We start from the raw sequence: 24,126 nt of genomic DNA on the forward strand, positions 1-24,126 counted from the left end.
GCCGCAGAACGCCTGCCGATTCAAGGACAAATCATGAATCCAGCCGAGATCGCCGCGAGCCCTCTCGCCGCTCCCGCCGCCGACATCACGATTTGGAGCATGTTCTGGGGCGCGCATATCGTCGTCAAGATCGTCATGGTCGGACTGCTCGCCGCCTCGGTGTGGTGCTGGGCGATCATCATCGACAAGACGCTGCTTTTCGCGCGCATGCGCCGCTCGATGGATCGCTTCGAGGAAAACTTCTGGTCGGGCAATTCGCTCGAGGAGCTGTACGGCAAGCTCTCCGAGCGGCCGCAGACCGGCACGGCGACGCTTTTCGTCGCCGCCATGCGGGAATGGAAACGCTCCTTCCAGGCGGGCGCCAGCGCCTCCTTCATGGGCTTGCAGGCGCGCATCGAGAAGGTGCTCGACGTCTCTATCGCCCGCGAAGTCGAGAAGCTTGAATCCAATCTGCTCGTGCTCGCGACCGTGGCGTCGGCCGGGCCCTTCGTCGGCCTATTCGGCACCGTGTGGGGCATCATGACGTCGTTCCGCTCGATCGCGGCCTCGAAGAACACCTCGCTCGCCGTCGTCGCGCCCGGCATCGCCGAAGCGCTGCTTGCCACCGCGATCGGTCTTTTCGCCGCCATTCCCGCGCTGATCGCCTACAACAAGATGCAGGGCGACGTCGCCAAGGCGCAGGCGCGGATGGAAAGCTTCGCCGACGAGTTCTCCGCGATCCTGTCGCGGCAGATCGACCAGCACACGGCCTCCTCGAACCGCGATCGCGCGGCGTAAGATGGGTATGAGCCTTCATGCGCAAAGCTGTGGCGCGAAACCCTCTCCCGTTGGGAGAGGTTGGCCGCAGAGCGGCTGGGTGAGGGGTTTCGAGCCTCTCCGGCAAGCGCGGTTCCCCTCACCCCGGTCCTGCGGACCGACCCTCTCCCCCTGGGAGAGGGTGTACGCCACACCACAAAAGGAGCGCTAAGCATGGGCGCTTCCCTCTCGACCCCCGGGCGCAAGGGCGGCAGGCGGCGGCGCGGCGTGCCGCGCTACGGCGCCATGGCCGAAATCAACATGACGCCGTTCATCGACGTCATGCTGGTGCTGCTCATCATCTTCATGGTGGCGGCGCCGCTGCTCGCCACCGGCGTCGCCGTCGATCTTCCGCAGACCAAGGCCGGCGCGCTCAACATCGATCAGAAACCGGTCTCGATCGCCATCGACGAGAAGGGACAGGTCTTCCTGATGGATCAGCCGGTCGAGACGACGCAGTTGCTCGACAGGCTGAAGGATACCGTGAAGCAGGGATTTGACGAACGCATCTATGTGCGCGGCTCCAAGGCGGTCAACTACGGCCGCGTCGCCGAAGTGATGTCGCTTGTCATAAGCGCCGGCTACAAAAAGGTCGCGCTGGTGACGGAGCAGGAGAAGAAGTGAGCTGAGCGGAAGTGAAAATTTCGCGCTCCGAACCCGGTTTTCCTCTCTCCTCGGCAATCCACGCGGGATTGCTTCTGGCGGCGTTCGTCCTGTTTTCCGACGCCCGGAAATTCGATGATGCTGTGGAGATGGTTCCGGTCGACCTCGTCACCGACAGCGAACTCACGCAGATCATGAAGGGCGAGAAAACCGCGCGCGAGATCAAGCCCACGCCGCGCGTCGACAAGGTCGCGCCCGAAGTTGAGACGAAGCCCGAGCCGCCGCTCGCGCAGGCCAAGAAGGACATTGCGACGCCGCCCCCCGTAGCGCGTCCGTTGCCGCAGCCGACCGCCGACGATGCGCCGCCGACGCCGCCCAAGCGAGTCGCCGCGCTGCCGCCAAAGCCGGAGCCGCCGCCAAAACCCGTCGAAAAGCAGCCCGAGCCGAAACCGGCGGCAAAGCCTAAAGCCGCCGCCCCGGAACCGGAGAAGAAAGAGCCCGAGAAAAAGCAGCCGGACGAAGCGGAAGTCGTGAAGCCAAAGCCGCCCGCCCGCACGAAGCCGGACAACACGGCAAAGGACGCGGCTGCGACAGAGAAACCGAAAGAGCGGCTTAAGATCGACGAGGTGGCGAAGCTCCTCGATCGCAAGAAGCAGCAAGACAAGCCTGAGCCCGAGACATCGATCGGCGAACTCGCCGAAAAGGCCGTCAAGGAGTCGAAGCCGAAGTCGGGCGAGGAGAATGCGCCGAAGTCGAAATTCGACGCCGCCAGCATCTCGAAACTGCTGAGCCGCGAAGCGCCGCAACGCAAGGCCGCGACCGGCCGAGCGACGCAGGCGGCGGCGCTCGGCGCGCCAACGGGAGCGGCGGCAACGATGTCGGCTTCGATGGAGGCGCGCATCGCCGCCTATATTCACGACCACTACTATCCCTGCTGGGCGTCCGGCTTGTCGCTCGGCGGGCAGAGCTATAAGCCGATCGTCGAGTTCCATCTTTCGCGCGACGGCGAACTCGAAGGGCGTCCAAAACTGCTGAACGCCTCGGCGAGCCCGACCGAACACGCCCGCGGCGAGCAAGCGATGCAGGCGGTACGCCGCTGCAGCCCGATGCGGATACCGCCCGAGTTCATGCCCTACTACGAAGAGGCGCTACACGACGTCACCATTCGCTTCCAGGATTCGAATTAGTGAACTGGTTCGTTCGTGGCGAAAGGCTTCACCCCCTCCCCAACCCTCCCCCGCTTTCGCGGGAGAGGGAGCAAACTCTGTGCTTCATCGCCCTCGCGCAAACGCCAATCGTGAGCGTCCCCTCTCCCGCGAGCGAAGCGAAGCGGGGGAGGGACAGGGAGGGGGCTGAAACGCCGCATCCAACAACCTCGCCCATCGCCGCAAAGCGCTACGCTTTCTTCACGCCGATGCTTGAAAGATATCGCCTATGACACGCTGCATCACCCGCCGCGCCGCCGCCGGCCTCCTCGCCGGCGCCGCGCTCGCCCCTTTCCTTCCCGCTTCTCTGGCGCGCGCCGGACGCATCATCGATCTCAAGGGCGGCGGCTTTCAGCCGGTCAATATCGCCGTCCCGCCTTTCGTCGGCGACGACGCCGCGCGCACCGTGACCTCGGTGACGCTCAATAACTTCAAGCGCTCGGTGTTCTTGAATCCGATCGACCCCGGCGCCCTGCCCGCGAACGCCGCGCCCCCGGACGCCGCGCCCCATCTGGCGGCTTTCAAGGCTGTGAACGCGCAATTTGTCCTCACGGGTCGTTCCCAACGCGCCGGCGACGGCAGGCTGAAAACGGAGTTCCGCCTCTTCGACGTGACGACGGGCGAACAAGTCGCGGGCCAGCAATATGTCACCGAGGCCGCCAATATGCGGCGTGTCGCACATCTCCTCTCCGACGCCGTGTTTTCCCGCATCACTGGCGAGAAGGGATTCTTCGACACGCGCGTCGTCTTCGTCGATGAAACGGGCTCAAAGGACAGGCGCCGCAAGCGCCTCGCCATGATGGATCAGGACGGCGCGAATGTGCGCTATTTGACGCGCGGCGACGAACTCGTCGTCACGCCGCGATTTTCGCCCAACTCGCTCGACGTCACCTACATGTCGTTTGGCGCCGACGGCGACCCGAAAGTCCTGTTGATGAATATTGAGAACAGCCAGCGCGAAGTGGTCGGCAATTTTCCGGGCATGACCTTCTCGCCGCGGTTCTCGCCCGACGGACAGAAGATCATCATGTCGCTGGCGCAAGGCTCGACGACCAATCTTTATACGATGGATCTGCGCTCGCGCACGACGACGCGTCTGACCGACACCTCCGCGATTGACACCGCGCCCTCCTATTCGCCCGACGGCGCGCGCATCGTCTTCGAGAGCGACCGCGGCGGTTCGCAGCAGATCTACGTCATGGGCGCGCATGGCGGTGAGGCGAAACGCATCTCCTTCAGCGGCGGCCGCTATTCGACTCCTGTCTGGTCGCCCAAGGGCGATTACATCGCCTTCACCAAGCAGAGCGGCGGCAATTTCGCGATCGGCGTCATGAAGATCGACGGCTCCGGCGAGCGCATTCTTACCGAGGGCTTTCACAATGAAGGGCCGACTTGGGCGCCCAACGGTCTCTTCCTGATGTTCTTTCGCGACTCCTCCGGCGGCGGCGGACCAAAAATCTATATGGTCGACGTTTTCGGGCGTTCGGAGACTCAGGTGCCGACGCCAGGCTATGCGAGCGATCCCGCCTGGGGCCCGCTGCAGGATTGAGCAAAGGCGCGCTTTTCGATTAGACTGCCTTTATGAAACGTGTCGAAGCCATCACGCGATTGCAGGAATACGCGCCGGCCATCAAGGCTCGCGGCGCGACATCCTTATTCCTCTTTGGCTCCGCCGCACGCGATGAAGCGGCGACGGACAGCGATCTCGATCTTTTCATCGACTATGATCCCGCCAGCCGATTCAACGCATTTGATCTTGTCGGCATTAAACTTTTTCTCGAGGATGAGTTGAAGACCGCGGTGGATTTGACCACTCGGGACGGCCTGCATCCTCGCCTGCGTCATGCAATCGAGAAATCGGCGGTCCGCGTTTTTTAATGGCTCGCGAATTTCTCCACGCCGTCGACGATATTTTGGACGCCATAGCCGGCATTGAGGACGCCACGCGCGGAAAGAACCTGGCCGACTATCAGCGGCAATGGCTTCTGCGCCATGCGATCCAACGCGCAATCGAGATCATTTCTGAAGCAAGCCGCGCAATTCCAGACGAAGTGAAGGCGACGCAGCCAAACATCCCATGGCGGAGCGTTCGCGCTATCGGCAATGTATTGCGTCACGAATATCAAGGACTGTCCGATCAAATCATATGGAATGTGGTGGTCGACGAATTGCCGAAACTCAAAGAGGCGATTACGCACATTCGGAATAAATTCGATGCGACCGGCCCTTCAAAATGACCAAACCCGTCCGTCTCGAAGAAAGCTGGCGCAAACATCTCGCTGCGGAATTCGAACAGCCCTATTTCCGCGCGCTGCGGGAATTTGTCCGCGGCGAATATTCCGCGCGACGGGTTTATCCGCCGGCGTCGCAGATTTTTCGCGCCTTCGACGAATGTCCGTTCGACACGGTGAAAATCGTCATTCTCGGACAAGACCCCTATCACGGCGCCGGCCAGGCCTGCGGCCTTTGCTTCGCCGTCGGCGCGACTACGCCGCCACCGCCCTCGCTCCAGAACATCTTCAAGGAAATCGAAGCCGATCTCGGCCGTCCCGTCTCGCGCGATCCCGATCTTTTGCGATGGGCGCGACAGGGCGTGCTGCTTCTCAACGCGACGCTCACCGTGCGCGAGAACGCCGCTGGCTCGCACCAGAACAAGGGCTGGGAGCAATTCACCGACGCCGCCATTCACGCGCTATCGCGCGAACGCGAAGCCGTCGTCTTCATGCTGTGGGGCGCCTACGCCCGGCGCAAGGGCGCGACGATCGATCGGCGCAAACATCTCGTGCTCGAATGCGCGCATCCCTCGCCGCTTTCGGCCAACAATGGCTTTTTCGGCTGCAAGCATTTTTCGAAGGCGAACGATTACCTGATCGCACACGGGGAACCGCCGATCGATTGGTGAGGAAAAACGCAAACGTCACGCGCGTATCCTTCACCCCTTTGGTCGACGTCTCATCGACTCGCCGCCGCCGCTTCATGAATCTTGAGCAGCTCTTCGTCGGTCTGCGCGACGCGCGCAAAGCATGGACGCGACGTCACGCGCTCGACATAGGCGCAGATTTGCTCGCTTTCGGGAACAAGGCCAAAACCGACTGTCCACCGCAGCGCGGCGCCCCAAAGAATATCGGCGGCGGTGAAGCGCTCGCCGAAGAGATAGGGGCCAGCCGCCAATTGCGTGTTGATCAGCGCCATGACGCCATCGAAATCGCCGTAGGGACTTCTGCTCGCAGGCGCCGGCTCGCGCTTCATCGAACGATCGACGATCGCGGGCTCGAACGCCGATCCGTAGAACACGAGCCAGCGCAGATAAGGCCCGCGCAAGGCGTCGCCAATAGCTGGCGCGAGATCTTTCTGCGGAAAAGCGTCGGCAAGATAGATGAAAATCGCGCCAAGCTCGGTCACGAGCGCGCCATTGTGAAGAATGGCCGGCACTTTTCCGAGCGGATTGACGGCGAAATATTCCGGCGTGCGTTGTTCGCCAAGCTGGAAATTCAACAGGCGCAGCTCGTAAGGAACGTCGAGTTCCTCAAGCAGGGTCAGCACGCTAGAGGCGCGCGTGCGCGGCGCGTAATGCAAGATCGGATTATCGTCGTTCATTGGCGCTCTTTGCGTGAAGATTAGGGCACGAACAACAGAAAAATATATGTCGCGAAAACGACGAGATGCACCAGCCCGGTCATGAGATTCGTGCGGCCGGCGCCGAAGCTCACAACGCTCAGCAGCAATGTCAGCAGCAGCAAGACGGTGTCGCGTTTTTCGAGACCGAAGACGATCTCCCGGTTCGTCGCGACGCTCAGCAGCGCCACGGCGGGAACCGTGAGCCCGATCGTCGCGACGACAGAGCCGAGCGCGCCATTGAGACTTGTCTGAAGCGCGTTACGGGTCGCCGCGCGGATCGAGTTCAGCGATTCGGGGAGCAGGACCAACATCGCGACGGCCGCGCCGGTCACCCGGTTCACGTCGTCGACGCCCCCCCAGCGAAGCGCCTCTTCAAGACCGGGAATGACGCGCTCCGCGAGAAGCGAGACGCCAAACAGGCTGGCGCCCAGTCCCACAACTGCGAATATCGTCACCCCGCGCGAAGGCTTCGCCTCGCCATGGCCCACGGCGGCGACATGCACGTCGATAAAGTAGGACCGATGCCGCACCGTCTGAATGAAGAGAAACGCGCCGTAGAGCAGCACCGACAGAATGCTGACGAAAATGAGCTGAATTGTAGACAGAGTAGGTCCGTAGCTCGACGTCGTATAATCGGGCAGAATGAGCGTAAGAACGGAAAGAGCGATCAGGATGGCCAGATAGGCGCTCGTCGCCATCGGCTGGAGTTCCTGCTCGTGGTGACGGAAGCCGCCGAGCAGAAGGCAGAGGCCGACAAGGCCGTTGCAAACGATAATGATTGCGGAGAAAACCGCCTCGCGCGCTTCGGTCGGATCCTCTTCGCCATATTCGATCATCGAGGCCATGATCGCGACCTCGATAATTGTCACGGCGATCGTGAGCAAAAGCGTCCCATAGGGTTCGCCCGTCTTGGCCCCGAGAATTTCGGCGTGCTGCAAGGCGGCGAAGACGGCCCCGATCAACAAGACCGCCGCGAGAGTCGGCGGAACGAAATCGATGGACGCCGGAATTTGCGAGATCCAGCGCTCGCCGAACAGAAAAACGCCGGCCAGCCCCAGCGCCAGCGCCGGAAACAGGACCGCGCCAACGGTGATCCTCGCCGCCTGCATGCCATCCCCCTGATCGTCGCAGCCCAAGCTTTGCAGGACTGTGGCCAGACGGTCAGGCGGGTGCAAGGCGGCGATCCGGTGAAATTCGCGGCAAGTCGAGGTTCTACACAGCTCTTTGGTCCGGCGGGGCGCCTCCAGCGACTCTTTCCATCCCAGCCGGCGGCGAATAGATCTAGGTGAATGACCGCTCACGCAAATCCGCGCGATCTTCCCCCTGAAGAGGACGACGTCTTTGACGCGCCCGACGCCGCCGAGGAGGCGCAGGCGGAGCTGTGCGAGGACGCGCCCGAGACGCCCGAAAGCGTCAAGCGCGGCGTCGACGTCATCAAGAAACATTGGCGCCATGCGCCGAACGGACCCGGCGTCTATCGCATGATCGCCGAAAGTGGCGAGGTGCTCTACGTCGGCAAGGCGAAAAACGTGCGCAAGCGCGTCGCGAGCTATACGCGTCTTGCGGGTCATGTGAACCGCATTGCGCGGATGATCTCGGCGACGACGACGATGGTGTTCATCTCGGTCGAGACCGAAACCGACGCGCTGCTTCTCGAAGCGAATCTCATCAAGCAGATGAAGCCGCGCTTCAACGTGCTGATGCGCGACGATAAATCCTTCCCTTATATTCTGATCGCCATGGATCACGCTGCGCCGCAGATCTTGAAGCACCGGGGCGCCCGCGCGCGAAAAGGAGACTATTTTGGTCCCTTCGCCAGCGTCTGGGCGGTCAATCGGGCGCTGAATGCGCTGGAGCGCGCCTTTCTTTTGCGATCCTGCTCGCAAAGCTTTTTCGACAATCGCACGCGTCCGTGCCTGCTCTACCAGATCAAACGCTGCTCGGGCCCGTGCACCGGCGAGATCTCCATGGAAGATTACGCCGAACTCGTGCGAGAGGCGCGGGATTTCCTCTCTGGCAAAAGTCGCAACGTCCGCGAACAGCTGGCGCGCGAAATGACCGAAGCCTCCGAGCGACTTGAGTTTGAGCGCGCGGCGCGGCTGCGCGATCGAATCTCGGCGCTCTCGGCCGTTCAAGGCGCGCAGGGGATCAATCCGCGCAGCGTCGAGGAAGCCGACGTCTTCGCCATCGCCAAGGACGCCGGACGCTTCTGCGTCGAGGCGTTCTTCTTTCGCGCCTATCAGAACTGGGGCAATCGCTCCTACTTCCCCCGCGCCGACGCGACGCTGTCCGAGTCCGAAGTTCTCGACGCCTTTCTCGCGCAGTTCTATCAGGAGCACCCTTCGGCGCGCTGCGTCTTTCTCTCGCATCCGATCGAGGACAGCGCGCTGCTTGAAGAAGTGTTGACCGCGCGGCTTGGCCGCCGCGTCGAAGTGCTCGCGCCGCAGCGCGGCGAGAAGCGCGAACTTGTGGACCACGCGCTTCAGAATGCGCGGCAGGCGCTCGGCCGCAAGCTCGCCGAAGACGCAAGCCAGCAGCGCCTGCTCGCGGCGCTTGGCCAGGCTTTTGGTCTGGCCGCCGCGCCGCGGCGTATTGAGGTCTACGACAATTCCCACATCGGCGGCGCGCAGGCGATCGGCGCGATGATCGTCGCGGGCCCCGCCGGATTCATGAAAGCCCACTACCGCACCTTCAACATCAGAAGCGCGGAGATCACGCCGGGGGACGACTTCGGCATGATGCGCGAGGTGCTGACGCGACGGTTCGCGCGGCTCGCCAAGGATGGGGAGAAAGATCAGGACGGCGACGCTTTTCCGGCAAAGCCCGATCTCGTTCTGATCGACGGCGGACGCGGCCAATTCGACGTGGCGCGCGAGGTCTTGCGCGAACTCGGAGTCGAAGGGGTGGCGATCGCGTCGATCGCCAAGGGCGCCGACCGCAACGCCGGGCGCGAAACATTCTTCGTCGAAGGTCGCGAGCCGTTTCGCCTGCCGCCGCACGATCCGGCGCTCTACTTTGTGCAGCGCCTGCGCGACGAAGCGCATCGTTTCGCGATCGGCACGCATCGCGCACGGCGCAAGAAGGAATTCATCAAGAATCCGCTCGACGAGATCGCCGGCGTCGGACCGTCGCGCAAACGCGCGCTTCTCCTGGCGTTCGGGTCGGCGAAGGCTGTCTCGAAGGCCGCGCTTTCGGATCTGGAGAAGGTGCCCGGCGTCAACAAGACGACGGCGCGGCTCGTCTATGAGCATTTTCAGCGCGAGTAGCGCCGGTCGAACGCCCGTGAACAGCGCGCTACTGACCGCCGCAGGAGACGTCGCCTTCTTCGCAGGTGAGCTGATGCTGCAACCGTTTCGTCTGCTGCTCGGTCACATCCGCGAGACATTGCGCCACGACCATGCTGTGAATGCTGCCGTCGATCGTCCCCAGAGTCTCAAAGGCGCATTGCGCATCCCGGTAGGCGATCCAGGATTTTTGCGCCTCCCGTAATTTTGACTGGCCCGCCGGGCTGATCTTTTTCAACAATTTGGCGTAGACGGCGTTGAGTTTCGCGTCGGCCTGCTTGAAATTCTCTCCTGCGCACAGATTGAGGTCAGTCTGAGAGCCGCGACCGTCGCAGTCCTTCGCGAGCGCCCCGTTCGTCGAATGCGCCAGAACGACAAAAGCCGCGCTGATGGCGGCGGCGCGCCGTAAAGGAAAGCTTCTCATCGACGGATTCACTCCCTTGCGCCGTCGCCATTCCCGGTCGGCACGCTATCATGGGTTGGCATGCGAAAATTTTTTCGGCACCTTTATGACGCCTATCTCAAGTTCAACCGCGACGATGGTTGGGCGATCGCGAGCTATATTGCGCTATCCATCCTGACCTCGCTCTTTCCGTTCCTCATCTTTCTGACGGCGCTTGCGGGCTTTTTCGGCCTGGCGGGCGAAGCGGAGGCCGCGAGAAAACTCCTCTTCGAAACATGGCCGGCGAGCGTGGCCGGGCCGATTTCGGACCAGATCAGCAATGTGCTGACGCAGCCGCGCGGCGGACTGCTGACCCTGGGCGCGGTCTTCGCCATCTATTTCGCCTCGAGCGGAGTCGAGGCGCTTCGCGTCGCCCTGAACCGCGCCTATGACGTCAAGGAAACGCGCTCCTGGTGGCTCTCGCGTCTGGAATCAATTCTTTACGTCTTCCTCGGCGCGGCGGCGCTTCTCGCCGTCGCCATTCTGCTCGTACTGGGGCCGCTCGTGTGGACGATTGCGGAACGATATGCGCCGCTCATCGCCCAAGATCTCGAGCCACTCTTCCAACCTGTGCGCTATGGCGTCACCACCGGCCTATTGGCGATTGCGCTTTTCGCGGCTCACAAGTTCTTGCCTGCGGAACGGCGCAGCTTCAAGGTCATCGCGCCCGGCATCGCGCTGACGCTCATCGCGTCGCTCGCGCTCGGCGTCGGCTTCGGCGCCTATCTTGCGCGATCCGCCAGCAGCTATATTTCGATGTACGCCGGCCTCGCCTCCATCGTGATCGCCATCGTTTTTCTGCAGATGCTGGCGGCGATCTTCATTTATGGCGCCGAGCTCAATCAGACAGTCGTGGCGGGCGGCAAGAACCCGAAGAACCGGGCTTAAGCGCACCTTAACCGAGATTTTTTACGCTGCCCGCATCCGCGCGCCGTTGGCGGCGCTGCGATCAATCGAGGCTTCTCCTCATATGCGCAGCCATGCAAGGGGCCATTTCACCGAGCAGCTTCGCGAGTTTGCGGCGCGCAGGCTGGCGGAAATCCTGGGCGCCGCCTTGCTCGTGAGCGCCGGCGCGCTCACACTGGCGCTCGTCAGCTGGTCCGCCCGCGATCCTTCGCTCAACCACGCGACCTCGGGCCACGTCCGCAATCTGCTCGGCGGACCGGGCGCGATCGTCTCCGACCTGTTGATGCAACTCGTCGGCTTCGGCGCCATCGCCGCCATCGTGCCGATCGCGACCCAGGGATTGCGTCTCATGAGACGTCGCCGGATCGGCCGCGTGATGCTGCGCGTCGGCCTCTGTGTCCTCGGCGTTTTCGCAACCGCCGCGACCGCGTCGCTTCTGCCCGCGACCGAGCGCTGGCCGCTGCCCACCGGCCTCGGCGGCGTCGCCGGCGACGCTATCCTTACTGTTCCGCGGTTGATCTTCGCCGGCTCGGGCGTCCTGACCGCGCTCTTCGGCGTCGGCGCCGCTCTCGTCGCGATCCTCGCCGTGACCGGCGCAGCGGGGCTGGGCTTCGAATCCGAAGCGGATATGCGCAGCCGGTCCTCTGAGGATGAAGCGAAGATTCGTCCGGGCGCCGACGATGACGACGACGCCGGCGGCGAGCCTGGCGTCGCGTTGATCTCACTCGGCGCGCTCATTCATCTTGGACTGGCGTCGAAAGCCTGGATGCTACGCGCCGCCGGAAGGCTCCGGCGCCGCGCCGCGACGACGGACCGGCCGCCGCCGCCGCGCTATCCGCGCGTCGAGCCGACCTTCGAGGACCTGGACCTTTACCCTGCCTTTCCGCCGCCGCAGCCCCGCGATCTCGACGAGGAGCCCTATGCGCCCGCGGCCGCTCCCCCTGCGCCCCGCAGGACGCGCGCGCCCGCCCGCGCCGCGCAGCCCCGCTTCAATACGCGCTATGAGACGCCGCCCCTTGGCCTTCTCGCCGAGCCGAAAAAACAGGCGAGCGGCGTCAAGCTCCCGCAGGAGGCGCTCGAGCACAACGCGCGGCTGCTTGAGGGCGTGCTCGAGGATTTTTCCGTCAAGGGCGACATCATCAACGTCCGCCCCGGGCCCGTGGTCACGCTCTATGAACTGGAGCCCGCGCCCGGCATCAAGAGTTCGCGGGTCATCGGCCTCGCCGACGACATCGCCCGCTCGATGTCCGCCATCTCCGCCCGCGTCGCCGTCGTGTCAGGGCGGAACGCCATCGGCATCGAACTGCCGAACCAGCGTCGCGAGATGGTCTATCTGCGCGAACTCATCGCCTGCGAGGATTTCGTCCGCTCCAACCACAAGCTCGCCATCGCCCTCGGCAAGACGATCGGCGGCGAGCCGGTGATCGTCGACCTCGCCCGAATGCCGCATCTCTTGGTCGCCGGCACCACCGGCTCCGGCAAGTCGGTCGCGATCAACACCATGATCCTGTCGCTGCTTTATCGGCTGAAGCCCGAAGAGTGCCGGCTGATCATGGTCGATCCGAAGATGCTGGAGCTCTCCGTCTACGACAATATCCCGCATCTGCTGACGCCCGTCGTCACCGACCCGAAAAAGGCGGTCGTGGCGCTCAAATGGGCGGTGCGCGAGATGGAGGATCGCTACAAGAAAATGTCGAAGCTCGGCGTGCGCAACATCGACGGCTACAACGCCCGCGTCGCCGACGCGCAGGCCAAGCGCGAGACGATCACCCGCACCGTGCAGACGGGCTTCGACCGCGAGACCGGCGAGGCGATCTTCGAGCATGAGGAGATGACGCTCTCCACGCTGCCTTATATCGTCGTGATCGTCGACGAGATGGCGGATCTCATGCTCGTCGCCGGCAAGGACATCGAGGGCGCGATCCAAAGATTGGCGCAGATGGCGCGCGCCGCCGGCATCCATCTGATCATGGCGACGCAGCGCCCCTCCGTCGATGTCATCACCGGCACGATCAAGGCGAATTTCCCGACGCGCATCTCCTTCCAGGTGACCTCCAAGATCGACAGCCGCACGATTCTGGGCGAACAGGGCGCCGAGCAGCTGCTCGGCCAGGGCGACATGCTCTACATGGCGGGCGGCGGCCGCATTTCGCGCGTCCATGGGCCTTTCGTGTCCGACCACGAAGTCGAGGACATCGTCGCCCATGTGAAGACGCAAGGCGCGCCGCAATATCTCGACGCGATCACCGCCGAGGAGGATGTTGGCGAAGACGGCGAAGCGCCCCTGCCCGGCTCGATGGACGCCGAGGAAGGCGGCGACCTTTACGACCGCGCCGTCAATATCGTGCTGCGCGACAAGAAATGCTCGACGAGCTACATCCAGCGCCGCCTCTCGGTCGGCTACAACAAGGCCGCTTCGCTCGTCGAACGCATGGAGCAGGAAGGCGTCGTCTCCGCGCCTAACCACGCCGGAAAGCGCGAAATTCTCGTCGGCGGCGGCATTGATCGCGGCGCCTTCGATATCGAGGCGGCGGAGTAAGGCTTCGCCCCCATTTCCGCCAACTTATGCTAGGAAGACGGCGACCAGCTCCCAGAATCGGAACCCGCCGTGACATACGTTCACTTTGCCGCCCTGCTCGCCGCGCTTTCATTCGCCGTCCCGGCCGCCGCTGCGACTATCGCGCGCACCCCGCAGCCGTCGCAGGAAGGCGTTCCGGCGGCCGTCGAGAGCAAAGCAGCGGAGGCGAAGCCGGCCGGAGCGAATCCCGCGGAAGCAAGGTCCAAATCGGCTGAGGTCAAGCCTGAGGACGAGAAGAGCGTCGACGCCAAGCCCGTGACGGTCAAACCCGTGACGGCCAAGCCAGGCGAGGCGAAGCCTGCAGACCCGCCATCAGCCGGGGAGAAGAAGGGCGCAAAGCCATCCGCGCAGGGACCCGCCGCTGCCGCCGCGACGATCGCGCCTCCGCCCGCGCCGGAGCCTGAGAAGCCGCTCACCCGCGCCGAGGCGGTCAAGCGCGCCAACGCCTTTTTCAACGCCTCGCCGGTGATGACGGCCGATTTTGTGCAGATCGGCGGCGACGGCAAACGTTCGGAAGGCAGGCTTCACGTGCAGCGCGCCGGCCGCGTTCGCTTCGAATACGCCCAGCCGGCGACGATGGAGGTCGTCGCCGACGGCGCGCAGGTCGCTGTGCGTGACCGCAAGCTCAACACGCAGGATCTCTACTTCATCACCCAGACGCCGCTCAAATTCCTGATGAAGGATAAGATCGACCTCGAAAAGGACGTCACCCTCGAGGATGTGAAGATCGATGATTCCGGCGTCACCATCGCCATCGAGGACAAGGCGACCTTCGGCGGCACGTCGCACGTGCGTTTGATCTTCGACCCCAAGACCTTCAAACTGAAGCAGTGGCAGGTGAAGGACCCGCAAGGCTATGAGACCTTGATTTCGGTCTTCAACATCGACCAGGCGAAAGTGCCGGACCCGACGCTGTTCAAGATCAACAAATAACCTTGCCGTCGGCGGATTCGATTTCGACCGCGATCCCCTATCTGGCGCTGGCGCTAGGTCTGCTCTGCGCCACGGGCGGCGGCGAGCTGTTCGTGCGCGGCACAGTCGGGATCGCCTGCGCCGCCCGCGTTGCGCCGAGCGTCATCGCCGCGACCGTCGCCGCTTTCGCCACATCAAGCCCGGAGCTGACCGTCGCCATCCAATCGGCGCTGGCGGGAGAGCCGGAAATCTCCTTGGGCGACGCGCTCGGCAGCAATGTCGCCAATTTGGCGCTGATCTTCGGCGTCGCGTTGCTGTTCGGGCCGCTCGCCATTATCCGCGCCCAGGTGACCCGAAATTTTGCCGTCGCCGTTGCGGCGCCTGTGGCGCTCAGCGTCATGCTGATCGACGGATCACTGTCTCGTCTGGACGCCGCGATCCTCTTGAGCGGCTTCGCGCTATGGTTCGTGAGAGTCACACTGGAGGCGCTCGAGGAACGACGCTTAGCCCCAGCGCTGCAGGAGACGTCTTCAGGCTTCCTGCGCGCTCTCGTCGAGACCTCGATCGGACTCGGACTGCTGATTGCCGCCGGAAGTCTCATTGTCTTTGGCGCAAGTGAAATCGCCAGGCGATTTGGGCTGAGCGATTTCATCGTCGGCGCGACTCTGGTCGCGGTGGGCACCTCGACGCCCGAACTCGCCACTGCGCTGATGGCGCGCATTCGCCGACAAGACGACGTCGGCTTTGGCGCCCTGCTCGGAAGCAATATCTTCAACGGGCTGTTCATCATCGGGGTGGCCAGCGCGATTGCGCCGATCCAAACATCCGAATGGGAGGCGGCGCCGGCTCTCATCGCTGGCTTGATCGCGCTCGCGCTGGTTTATCCGCCGCGCAGCGGCGTCTACCGTCCGTGGCGCGGCGTTGCGCTGCTCGCCGTCTACGCAGGCTATTTGGCGGCGGTGATCGCCTTCGGGCGTTAGGCCGCTTTTTTCTTCGGCGCGAGCAGTTTGCGGTTCATCAGCACTTCGGCGATCTGAATCGCGTTGAGCGCCGCGCCCTTGCGCAGATTGTCGGAAACGCACCACAGAACGAGCCCGTTATCGACGGTCGGGTCGGTACGGATGCGCGAGACATAGGTGGCGTCTTCGCCGGCTGCTTCATGCGGCGTGATGTAGCCGCCGGCTTCGTGCTTGTCGATCACCAACACGCCCGGCGCCGCGCGCAAAATGTTACGCGCCTCATCCGCCGAGATCGGCTTTTCGAATTCGATGTTCACCGCCTCCGAATGGCCGATGAAGACCGGCACGCGCACGCAGGTGGCGACAAGCTTGATCTTGGGATCGAGAATCTTTTTCGTCTCCGCGACCATCTTCCACTCTTCCTTGGTGAAGCCGTCCTCCATGAAGACGTCGATCTGCGGAATCAGATTGAAGGCGATGCGCTTGGGAAATTTCTTCGCTTCGACGGGATTGGCGACGAACACCGAACGGGTCTGCGCGAAGAGTTCGTCCATGCCCTCCTTGCCCGCGCCAGAGACCGACTGATAGGTCGAGACGACGACGCGCTTGATCGTCGCTGCGTCGTGCAAAGGCTTCAGCGCGACGACGAGCTGCGCCGTCGAGCAGTTCGGATTGGCGATGATGTTCTTTTTGGAAAATCCCGCCGCGGCGCCGGCGTTCACCTCCGGCACAACCAACGGCACGTCAGGGTCCATGCGCCAGGCCGAAGAATTGTCGATGACGACGCAGCCCTGCGCGCCGATCCTGGGCGCCCATTCCTTCGCGACCGAGCCGCCCGCCGACATGAGACAGATGTCGACGTCGGAAAAATCATAGGAGTCGAGCGCCTTGCACTTCAGCGTCCGGTCGCCGAAGGAGACTTCCGTGCCGATCGAACGCGATGACGCCAGCGCGACGACTTCCGAAACCGGGAAGCGGCGCTCGGCGAGAATATCGAGCATCTCGCGGCCTACGTTGCCCGTAGCGCCGACGACCGCAACCTTATACGCCATGATCAACTCCAGCCGGCGATCCCGGCGCTGAGATATCAGAAGGGAAGGCCGACCGACATATTCCCCGATGGCGAAACGCCGAGCATTTTGGTGTTGGGCGAATTCGGCTTTTCATCTTCCTTCTGCTTCCCCGGCGGGGCCTTGCCCGGCGACCAGCCCTCAAGCTCGCCAAACTGGCGGTTGCCGGCGCCTCCCTGCTGCTGCTGCTGGCCGGCGCTGGCGCTGGCGCGCGGGGATTGCTGCGCCTTCGCTCTCTTGGCCTTCGGCTGCGTCGTTACAGAGCCGGAAGCGTCAGGCGCTCCGGGATCGGCTTGAAGCTGCTGCGCCGAGGCGACCTGGGGCCCGGCTGCGATCAGGAAAGCGGCGCAAAGGAGCGGGCCGAAAGAAAGACGAGCGCAGGTCGACATGGCGCAAATCTCCGTGAACATTTGACCCCGTCCTAAACCGGCGGCGCGGCGGGATCAAGGCGGGCCAGCCCCGCAGTTTGTCCTGGTCCTGGTCGCCCTAATTACTTCCGCGGGGATCAGGCAGCTTGAGGCTCGCGATGAACGTCTCAGTCCTTCTCACCGTTCTAACGCTTGCCAGCGCCGTCTCGATCATCGTGCTGATCCTTCTCGGGTTGCGCATGGCGCTTCAAACGCCCCCATGGACGGCGCGCGACCGTGACAAGGTGCTGAACGCCTTCGCGATCGCGCTCATCGGCTGGTTCCTGGCGGCGACCGTCTCAGCGTGGCTCGGCGCTTATCACGCGGCCCCAGGCACAATGCCTACGATCCAATACGCGCTCCTTGCGCCGATTGTCATCGGCGTGTGGCTGATCTGGCGGTCGCCGACAGTCCGCCTGATCATCGACGCGATGCCCCAGCAATGGCTCGTGGGCGTTCAAGTCTTTCGTGTGCTCGGCGGAACTTTCTTGGTCCTCTATGCAATGGGCCAGATGCCCGGCGTATTCGCCTGGCCCGCAGGAGTCGGCGACCTGCTCGTCGGCGTTCTTGCCGGGGTCATTGCGGCCGCCTATGCGCGCGCGCCGCGCGTGAATCCCGATCTGGTCATGTGGTGGAATATCCTCGGCCTCACAGACCTCATCATCGCCGTCGCAACCGGCATAGCCAGTTCGCCATCAAGGATTCAGGTCACGGCGTTCGACCAGCCGAACGTGCTGATCACCCTATTCCCCCTTGTGCTCGTTCCCGCCTTCCTTGTTCCGTTGTGGATATTGTTGCATATCGCGTCGCTGACGAAATTGCGCCGGCGCGCCGCAACCGCCAATAAGCCTCACGACGCGGCTATCTCGCACATGTGACCGCCGCTTACGCCTCGTCCTGGGCGATGGCCATGTTTTTGAGTTCCGCGATCGCCTTCGCCGGCGACAGGGACTTCGGGCAGACCTGGGTGCAATTCATGATCGTGTGGCAGCGGTAGAGGCGGAAGACGTCGTCCACATAGGAGACGCGATCCGTCGTCGCTTCATCGCGCGAGTCCTGCACCCAACGGAACGCCTGCAGCAGCGCCGCCGGACCCAGGAAGCGATCGGCGTTCCACCAATAGCTCGGACAGGCCGTCGAGCAGCAGGCGCACAGGATGCATTCGTAGAGCCCGTCGAGCTTGGCGCGCTGCTCCGGCGACTGCAGCCGCTCCTTCTCGGGGGCGGGTCCGGCCCGCAGCCAGGGCTGGATCGCCGCATATTGCTCATAGAAGATCGTCAGATCGGGCACGAGGTCCTTGACCACCGCCATATGCGGCAGCGGATAGATTTTGATCGCGCCGTCGATTTCATCCATGCCCTTGGTGCAGGCGAGCGTGTTCAGACCGCCGATATTCATTGAACACGAGCCGCAAATGCCCTCGCGGCAGGAGCGACGAAAAGTCAAAGTCGGATCAATCTTGTTCTTGATCCAGATCAGCGCGTCGAGAACCATCGGTCCGCAGTCGTCGGCGTCGATGAAATAGGTGTCGAGGCGCGGATTGGCGCCGTCGTCAGGGTCCCATCGATAGATGCGCAATTCGCGCAGGCGCTCGGCCCCTTCGGGCCTGGGCCACGTTTTGCCTTCGGCGACGACGGAGTTTTTGGGGAGGGCGAATTCGACCATTTTCCGATCCTACGATCCTTGTTGGTCCGGCTCTTGCGCCGGCCAGTCGGCGAGGAGAACGACGTGGTTTCGATGCGGCGTCGGTGACGGCTACCGCTGGTCGCGCGCCTCACGAATGATCAAGGTGCTGTCAGTCTGCTCCACATCCTTAGGAGTCATTGCGGCGATGCGGTCCACAGCGGCCAGACGAGCCGCGCGAACAGTGTTCTCGCTGACCGCCTTCTCAAGAAGGTCGGCGGCCTCCTCCTCCACCGTGCGGCGATGGACGGCGGCGAGTTCCTGAATTCGGGCGATCGCCTGGGGGCTGATGCTCTTGATCGTGATCGCATTCATAGCAGTATGTCCTCACACGCAGTCTCATTGGGCGTCGCGCGGTCCGGCGCTTTGAAATGCGGACGTACGATGCGGCCGTGCCGGAGCAGCGGGCGCTGATGCGGTGCGGCACGCTTCCAACAGCCTGCTATCGTTTTCGATAGACATTCTCGCATTCCCGTCGCCTCAATACACTCGCGCCTTTGGCTCGACGTAAGCCACCTCGTTCGTCATCGTATAGCTGTGCACCGGACGATAATCGATTGAAGTGGTCTTCCTCTCGCGGTCGATCGTCGCCAGCGTATGCTTCATCCAGTTCTTGTCGTCGCGGTTCGGGAAATCCTCGCGCGCATGCGCGCCGCGCGATTCCGTGCGGTTGGCGGCGCTTTCCATCGTCGTGACCGCCTGCACAATGAGATTGTCGTATTCGAGCGTCTCGATGAGATCGGAGTTCCAGATCAGCGAGCGATCGGTGATCTTGACGTCGGCGCCGTCGCGCCAGACGGCGTTGATCTGTTCGACGCCTTCGGCGAGGACCTCGCCGGTGCGATAGACGGCGCAGTGCGACTGCATCGTGCGCTGCATCCTGTCGCGCAAGACCGCGGTGGGCGCGGAGCCATTGGCGTTGCGGAAAAAATCGAGCCGCGACAGCGCGAGATCGGCCGAGTTCGCGGGGAGTTCCGGCTGCACATCGTTCGGCTTGATGAGTTCGGCGGCGCGCAGCGCCGCGGCGCGTCCAAAGACGACGAGATCAATAAGCGAGTTGGAGCCCAGTCGATTGGCGCCATGCACCGAGACGCAGGCCCCTTCGCCGAGCGCCATCAGGCCCGGAACCACTTCGTCGGGATTGCCGTTACGCTTGCGCAGCGCCTCGCCGTGAAAATTCGTCGGTATGCCGCCCATGTTGTAATGCGCGGTCGGTATGATCGGAATCGGCTGGCGCGTGACGTCGACGCCGGCGAAAACCATCGAACTTTCGGAAATGCCCGGCAGGCGCTCATGCAGGATCGCCGGATCGAGATGCTCGAGATGCAGATAGGCGTGATCCCTCTCCTTGCCGACGCCCCTGCCCTCGCGCACCTCCATCGTGATCGCGCGCGAGACCATGTCGCGCGGCGCGAGATCCTTCACCGAGGGCGCGTAGCGCTCCATGAAGCGTTCGCCTTCGCTGTTCGTCAGATAGCCGCCCTCGCCGCGCGCGCCCTCGGTGATCAGACAGCCCGCGCCATAGATCCCCGTCGGATGAAACTGCACGAACTCCATGTCCTGCAGCGGCAGCCCGGCGCGCAGCACCATGGCGTTGCCGTCGCCGGTGCAGGTATGCGCCGATGTTGCTGACAAATAGGCGCGGCCATAGCCGCCGGTCGCGAGCACGGTGAGCGCGGCGCGAAAACGGTGAATTGTCCCGTCATCGATCTTCAGGCACACCACGCCCCGGCAGGCGCCGTCCTGATCCATGATGAGATCGAGCGCGAAAAATTCGACGAAGAACTTCGTGTCGAGCTTCAGCGCCTGTCCGTACATCGTATGGAGCATCGCGTGGCCGGTGCGATCGGCGGCCGCGCATGTGCGCTGCGCCGGCGGGCCATTGCCGAAGTCCGTCGTCATCCCGCCGAACGGACGCTGATAGATCGTCCCTTCGCTCGTGCGCGAGAAGGGGACGCCCCAATGCTCCAGCTCATAAACGGCGGGCGGGGCGTTGCGGCACATATATTCGATGGCGTCCTGGTCGCCGAGCCAGTCGGAGCCCTTGACGGTGTCGTACATGTGCCATTTCCAATTGTCCGGCCCCATGTTGCCGAGCGCGGCGGCGATGCCGCCCTGCGCCGCCACGGTGTGCGAGCGGGTTGGAAAGACCTTGGTGACGCAGGCGACGTTCAGTCCCGCCTCGGCGCAGCCGACGACGGCGCGAAGTCCCGAACCGCCTGCGCCGACGACGACGACGTCAAAGGTGTGATCGACGATCGCATAGGCCCGACCGCCTACCGACACATTTGATGCGGGACCCTTTGCAATCATCGATTAAGCCTTCTCGAATCTCATTTGCGCCGCGCGCGGCGTAGCTGCGTCGTTACAAGACGGGATCATAGAGATCAAAGCAGCGATGTCGCGCTGCTTCCTGCTCTCGCCTGTCACGTCGACGTCCGTCGATCGCATCGTCCGACTACTTCGGCGCGGCGATGAGGAGGATCGCGAGGACCCAGATCGCTGCGATGACGCGCGACGCCCAAGTGTTGGCGACGATCGCCTGCGCCTTCAACGCTTTGTCGTGCACGTAATCTTCGATGATGTCGTCCATGCCGCGTCGCGCATGGATCATGCCGATGACGCCGAACGCAAGAAGCACGAGCGCGGGAATCGGTCTGCCGATTTCGGCGCGCACGCCTTCGAGCGGCTTGCCGGCAAGCCCGAGAATCCACCAGGCGCTCAACATCCCAAGCGGGACCAGCGCATAAGACGTCAGCCGCATGAAGCGCGCATGGGGCGAACCGCTATGGTCGGAGACATAGGCGTCGCCGGGTCCGGTTCGACCGCTCTTGAATCTTGTCGCAACCGTCATGAGTTCGCTCCGCTCAGCTCGCCAGCGTCTTGAAGATGAAGACGAGCAGCGTCAGCAGGACGCCGCCGACGAGCGTCCCCTGCGCCAACAGTTCACGCCCCTTCGCGTCCATGTAAAGGCCGCGATCCCAGAGCGCGTGACGCACGCCGCCGAGCAGATGATGAAAAATCGCCCAAACGACCATCAGCACAAGCAGATTGCCGATGAAGCCCGACGCGATCCAGGAAACGGCGGAGAAGGCGCCGCCGCCGATCGCAGCCCCGAGCAGGAACAGCGCCAGAAGCGCCATGCCGACGTAAAGCCCCGCGCCGGTGATTCGATGCGCGATCGACATCGTCATCGTCAGGATGGGCTTGAAGATCGTCAGATGCGGCGACAGCGGCCGCCGCGCGGCGAGCCTGTCTGTGTCGGCGTCGGCCATGTAGAACCCTCTCGCGTGCGGCCGATTTCTTTCTCGGAACGCTTCCAAGCAGATAATTCAATTGTTGCGGCGCCGCAACCAAAAGCGATCGAACAGGCGCGCCGCAAAACGCAAAAGCCCCGTCTCCGGGGCTCTTGCCGCGCGCGTTCATAGCATTTGGATTCAGTAGTTCGCCATTGGCGGTCCGGAAGGCGCAAGCATCCAGTTGAAGCGGTAGTTGACGCCGGCGCGCACAGTATTGAGATGCGCGCGCTGCCGGGTTTCGACAATGAAAGGCGCAACGTAGATCGGGTCGTAATTCGCGCCGATGTTTGTATAGAGATATTCGACCTTCGCCGACCAGTTCGGCAGGAAAGCGTATTCGAGCCCGCCGCCTGCCGTCCAACCGGTTCCCGTGCGGGCCTGAGAGCCAAGCCATCCGAAGTTGAGACGCAGGTCGCCGTAGGCGAATCCGCCCGTGCCGTAAAGGAGCAGCTGCGCGCTCAACATCGACACGCCCGCCCGCCCGCGCACCGTGCCGAACCAGTCGACGCTGCGCGTCGCGCCCCACCCCTGATTGCCGCCGCCGACGCTCGATCCTTGAAAATCCGTTTCGAGGCCGACGACGAAGAGCGGCGTGAGTTGATAATTATAGCCGATTTGGGCCCCGCCGACGACGCCGCCGGTATTCGACGCGCTCGAGGGCGCCAGCCAATGTCCATTGTCGTATCGATCGAGCCAGCCGCCGCCGAGATTGAGGCCGACGTAGATTCCGGTCCAGGTGAAGATGGGCGGCGGCGGAAGATAGACCGGCGGCGGCTCCCTGCGCGAAGGCAGGTCTGCGGCCGAGGCCGACAGGCCGGCCAGGGACGCCGCGACGGCGAGGCCGAAAGCTCGTTTTTTCATTAGAACCTCGATGGTGCGTTGTTCGAAACGCCAGCGCCCCCGCCGGGGTTGAAATGAATGATCAACAATGGCGCAATTGCGAAAATTAATCGTTCATTTTCAATGTTTAATCGAGATACTTAGCCATCCGTTAACCGGCCTGAATTCTGCCGTGAAGTTCTTAACGCGCACGCTCAAACCGGCCTGTGGGGCCGCCAGATCCGACTGCCGCCCGCCGCGAATCCGGCGAGCGCCAGCGACGCGCAAAGCGCGCCCGCCCAGAAGGCGGCTTGGGGACCGAAGGCGTCCCAGAGCGCTCCGGCGCCCGCGCTCGCGACAAGCAGCGCGACGCCGCTCGCCAAGTTGAACACTCCAAAGGCCGAGCCGCGTAACGCCGCCGGCGCGACGTCGGCGACGAGCGTGGAAAGGAGACCCTGGGTGAGGCCCATATGCAGGCCCCAAAGCGCCACGCCCAGCCAAACGAGCGACATATGCTCGGCGACCGCCAAGGCGGCGTCGGCGGCGATCAGCGCGACAAGGCCCGCCATCAGCGGCGTCTTCCGGTCGCCGCGATCCGAGAAGGCGCCGACGGGATAGGAGGCGCCGGCGTAGACGACATTCATCGCGACGAGCGCCAGCGGCGCGAGCGCCTCGGGCAATCCGACGTCGCGCGTCTTCAGAATGAGGAAAGCCTCCGAGAACCGCGCCAAACTAAACACGACGCCGATCGCCACAACGATCCAGAAGGGGCCGCCGAGCCGGCGGACTTCATCGATGTGCAGCGGAAAACGCGCCGGCCGCGGCGGGCGGGAGGCTTGCGGCTCGCGCACGCCGAGCGCCAGGACCACAACGGCGAGAGCCGCCGGAATCGTCGCGATCCAGAACACGAAAGGGATGCTGTTGGCCGAGAACCACATCGCGGCCACAGCGACAGCAGGCCCGAGAAAGGCGCCGATCGTGTCGAGCGACTGCCGAAGCCCGAAGGCCGCGCCGCGAACGGCGGCCGGCGCGATATCGGCGACAAGCGCGTCGCGCGGCGCCCCGCGTATGCCCTTGCCGACGCGATCGATGAAGCGGGCGGCCATGATCCAGGCGATATTCGGCGCAAGCGGAAACATCGGCTTGGTCAGCGCGGCAAGCCCATAGCCGATGATCGCCAGCTGCTTGCGGCGGCCAAACCAGTCCGACAGCGCGCCAGAAAAGATCTTGACGACCGAGGCGGTCGCCTCGGCGACGCCTTCGATGATTCCGACTTCGGCCATCGAGGCGCCCATCGCGCCGACGAGATAGATCGGCAGCAGCGCATGGATCATCTCGGAAGAAAAATCCATGAGCAGCGACACGAGCCCGAGCGCCCAAACGCCGGACGGTATGGCGCGCAGACGCGAGACGCCGCTGAAGTCGTTCATGAACGTAGGGCTCGCGCGACACCCTCTCCCAAAGGGAGAGGGTCGGTCCGACGGACCGGGGAGAGGGGTTACGATTTCGCCGCTTCAGGCGCAAGGAATCAGCTGCGGCTGCGCCA

25 protein-coding genes are annotated in these 24,126 nt (G+C 63.6%); 13 read left to right on the forward strand and 12 right to left on the reverse strand.

The features are described from left to right. The first annotated feature begins 33 nt into the window (after positions 1-33). The 7 genes from tolQ to ung all read left to right on the forward strand — a co-directional run bounded on the left by tolQ (position 34) and on the right by ung (position 5,505). Positions 34-777, forward strand: a complete 744-nt coding sequence (gene tolQ, locus ACR65W_RS08160; RefSeq protein WP_123175467.1) for a protein TolQ — start codon at positions 34-36, stop codon at positions 775-777. Between the two features lie 192 nt (positions 778-969). Further along, positions 970-1,419 carry an ExbD/TolR family protein gene (locus ACR65W_RS08165; protein WP_014892715.1) on the forward strand — a complete coding sequence of 150 codons (450 nt, stop codon included), beginning with the start codon at positions 970-972 and terminating at the stop codon, positions 1,417-1,419. Between the two features lie 11 nt (positions 1,420-1,430). Further along, entirely contained in the window at positions 1,431-2,585 is a 1,155-nt protein-coding gene (locus ACR65W_RS08170; protein WP_434499727.1) for a cell envelope biogenesis protein TolA, read from the forward strand. Between the two features lie 247 nt (positions 2,586-2,832). Further along, positions 2,833-4,152, forward strand: coding sequence for a Tol-Pal system beta propeller repeat protein TolB (gene tolB / locus ACR65W_RS08175; protein WP_434499821.1), 1,320 nt, complete (start codon positions 2,833-2,835; stop codon positions 4,150-4,152). 32 nt (positions 4,153-4,184) lie between these two features. Beyond that, a complete protein-coding gene (locus ACR65W_RS08180) occupies positions 4,185-4,481 on the forward strand; it encodes a nucleotidyltransferase family protein (RefSeq protein ID WP_434499822.1) in 297 nt (98 codons plus the stop codon). Continuing rightward, positions 4,481-4,840: a HepT-like ribonuclease domain-containing protein gene (locus ACR65W_RS08185; RefSeq protein ID WP_434499823.1), complete on the forward strand. Its 360-nt coding sequence runs from the start codon at positions 4,481-4,483 to the stop codon at positions 4,838-4,840. The genes ACR65W_RS08180 and ACR65W_RS08185 overlap by 1 nt, the downstream gene beginning before the upstream one ends. Further along, positions 4,837-5,505 carry a uracil-DNA glycosylase gene (ung, locus tag ACR65W_RS08190; RefSeq protein ID WP_434499824.1) on the forward strand — a complete coding sequence of 223 codons (669 nt, stop codon included), beginning with the start codon at positions 4,837-4,839 and terminating at the stop codon, positions 5,503-5,505. Before ACR65W_RS08185 ends, ung begins: the two co-directional genes overlap by 4 nt. 50 nt (positions 5,506-5,555) lie before the next feature. Here the strand turns inward: ung and ACR65W_RS08195 are convergent, their stop codons facing one another. Both ACR65W_RS08195 and ACR65W_RS08200 read right to left on the reverse strand, forming a co-directional pair. Further along, a complete protein-coding gene (locus ACR65W_RS08195) occupies positions 5,556-6,200 on the reverse strand; it encodes a glutathione S-transferase family protein (RefSeq protein WP_434499825.1) in 645 nt (214 codons plus the stop codon). A gap of 20 nt (positions 6,201-6,220) precedes the next feature. Continuing rightward, entirely contained in the window at positions 6,221-7,330 is a 1,110-nt protein-coding gene (locus ACR65W_RS08200) for a calcium:proton antiporter (protein ID WP_434499826.1), read from the reverse strand. Positions 7,331-7,510: 180 nt separating this feature from the next. Here ACR65W_RS08200 and uvrC point away from each other — a divergent pair, with 180 nt between their 5' ends. After that, complete coding sequence (uvrC, locus tag ACR65W_RS08205) at positions 7,511-9,487, forward strand: excinuclease ABC subunit UvrC (protein WP_434499827.1); 1,977 nt, start codon at positions 7,511-7,513, stop codon at positions 9,485-9,487. 28 nt (positions 9,488-9,515) lie between these two features. Here the strand turns inward: uvrC and ACR65W_RS08210 are convergent, their stop codons facing one another. Beyond that, positions 9,516-9,929, reverse strand: coding sequence for a lysozyme inhibitor LprI family protein (locus tag ACR65W_RS08210; protein WP_434499828.1), 414 nt, complete (start codon positions 9,927-9,929; stop codon positions 9,516-9,518). 60 nt (positions 9,930-9,989) lie between these two features. Here ACR65W_RS08210 and ACR65W_RS08215 point away from each other — a divergent pair, with 60 nt between their 5' ends. The 4 genes from ACR65W_RS08215 (at position 9,990) to ACR65W_RS08230 (ending at position 15,323) form a co-directional block, all read left to right on the forward strand. Then, positions 9,990-10,835, forward strand: a complete 846-nt coding sequence (locus ACR65W_RS08215) for a YihY/virulence factor BrkB family protein (RefSeq protein ID WP_434499829.1) — start codon at positions 9,990-9,992, stop codon at positions 10,833-10,835. Positions 10,836-10,917: 82 nt separating this feature from the next. Further along, a complete protein-coding gene (locus ACR65W_RS08220) occupies positions 10,918-13,392 on the forward strand; it encodes a DNA translocase FtsK (protein WP_434499830.1) in 2,475 nt (824 codons plus the stop codon). Positions 13,393-13,461: 69 nt separating this feature from the next. Next, positions 13,462-14,364 (forward strand): outer-membrane lipoprotein carrier protein LolA, encoded by a 903-nt coding sequence (locus ACR65W_RS08225; protein ID WP_434499831.1) that lies wholly within the window; start codon positions 13,462-13,464, stop codon positions 14,362-14,364. 2 nt (positions 14,365-14,366) lie between these two features. Then, on the forward strand, positions 14,367-15,323 hold the full coding sequence (locus tag ACR65W_RS08230) for a sodium:calcium antiporter (RefSeq protein ID WP_434499832.1): 957 nt from the start codon (positions 14,367-14,369) through the stop codon (positions 15,321-15,323). Here the strand turns inward: ACR65W_RS08230 and ACR65W_RS08235 are convergent. Together ACR65W_RS08235 and ACR65W_RS08240 are read right to left on the reverse strand one after the other, a co-directional pair. Beyond that, positions 15,320-16,354, reverse strand: a complete 1,035-nt coding sequence (locus ACR65W_RS08235) for an aspartate-semialdehyde dehydrogenase (protein WP_434499833.1) — start codon at positions 16,352-16,354, stop codon at positions 15,320-15,322. The genes ACR65W_RS08230 and ACR65W_RS08235 overlap by 4 nt on opposite strands. A gap of 35 nt (positions 16,355-16,389) precedes the next feature. Then, positions 16,390-16,761, reverse strand: coding sequence for a hypothetical protein (locus ACR65W_RS08240; protein ID WP_434499834.1), 372 nt, complete (start codon positions 16,759-16,761; stop codon positions 16,390-16,392). 137 nt (positions 16,762-16,898) lie between these two features. On the opposite strand from ACR65W_RS08240, the gene ACR65W_RS08245 reads away from it, so the two are divergent. Further along, positions 16,899-17,657 carry a hypothetical protein gene (locus tag ACR65W_RS08245; RefSeq protein WP_434499835.1) on the forward strand — a complete coding sequence of 253 codons (759 nt, stop codon included), beginning with the start codon at positions 16,899-16,901 and terminating at the stop codon, positions 17,655-17,657. 7 nt (positions 17,658-17,664) lie between these two features. On the opposite strand, the gene ACR65W_RS08250 is transcribed toward ACR65W_RS08245, so the two are convergent. The 7 genes from ACR65W_RS08250 to ACR65W_RS08280 form a co-directional block, all read right to left on the reverse strand. Beyond that, positions 17,665-18,444 (reverse strand): succinate dehydrogenase iron-sulfur subunit, encoded by a 780-nt coding sequence (locus ACR65W_RS08250; RefSeq protein WP_434499836.1) that lies wholly within the window; start codon positions 18,442-18,444, stop codon positions 17,665-17,667. Between the two features lie 90 nt (positions 18,445-18,534). Then, complete coding sequence (locus ACR65W_RS08255; RefSeq protein ID WP_434499837.1) at positions 18,535-18,777, reverse strand: FitA-like ribbon-helix-helix domain-containing protein; 243 nt, start codon at positions 18,775-18,777, stop codon at positions 18,535-18,537. A gap of 165 nt (positions 18,778-18,942) precedes the next feature. Further along, positions 18,943-20,775 carry a succinate dehydrogenase flavoprotein subunit gene (gene sdhA, locus ACR65W_RS08260; RefSeq protein WP_434499838.1) on the reverse strand — a complete coding sequence of 611 codons (1,833 nt, stop codon included), beginning with the start codon at positions 20,773-20,775 and terminating at the stop codon, positions 18,943-18,945. A 145-nt stretch (positions 20,776-20,920) separates the two neighbouring features. Continuing rightward, positions 20,921-21,316 carry a succinate dehydrogenase, hydrophobic membrane anchor protein gene (sdhD, locus tag ACR65W_RS08265; protein WP_434499839.1) on the reverse strand — a complete coding sequence of 132 codons (396 nt, stop codon included), beginning with the start codon at positions 21,314-21,316 and terminating at the stop codon, positions 20,921-20,923. 13 nt (positions 21,317-21,329) lie between these two features. Continuing rightward, complete coding sequence (sdhC, locus tag ACR65W_RS08270) at positions 21,330-21,737, reverse strand: succinate dehydrogenase, cytochrome b556 subunit (protein ID WP_434499840.1); 408 nt, start codon at positions 21,735-21,737, stop codon at positions 21,330-21,332. A gap of 162 nt (positions 21,738-21,899) precedes the next feature. Continuing rightward, positions 21,900-22,622, reverse strand: coding sequence for an outer membrane protein (locus ACR65W_RS08275; RefSeq protein ID WP_434499841.1), 723 nt, complete (start codon positions 22,620-22,622; stop codon positions 21,900-21,902). A gap of 173 nt (positions 22,623-22,795) precedes the next feature. Continuing rightward, positions 22,796-24,010 (reverse strand): MFS transporter, encoded by a 1,215-nt coding sequence (locus tag ACR65W_RS08280; protein WP_434499842.1) that lies wholly within the window; start codon positions 24,008-24,010, stop codon positions 22,796-22,798. Between the last annotated feature and the right edge of the window lie 116 nt (positions 24,011-24,126).

It is taken from the genome of Methylocystis sp. (genome assembly GCF_051062815.1).
GTDB lineage: Bacteria > Pseudomonadota > Alphaproteobacteria > Rhizobiales > Beijerinckiaceae > Methylocystis.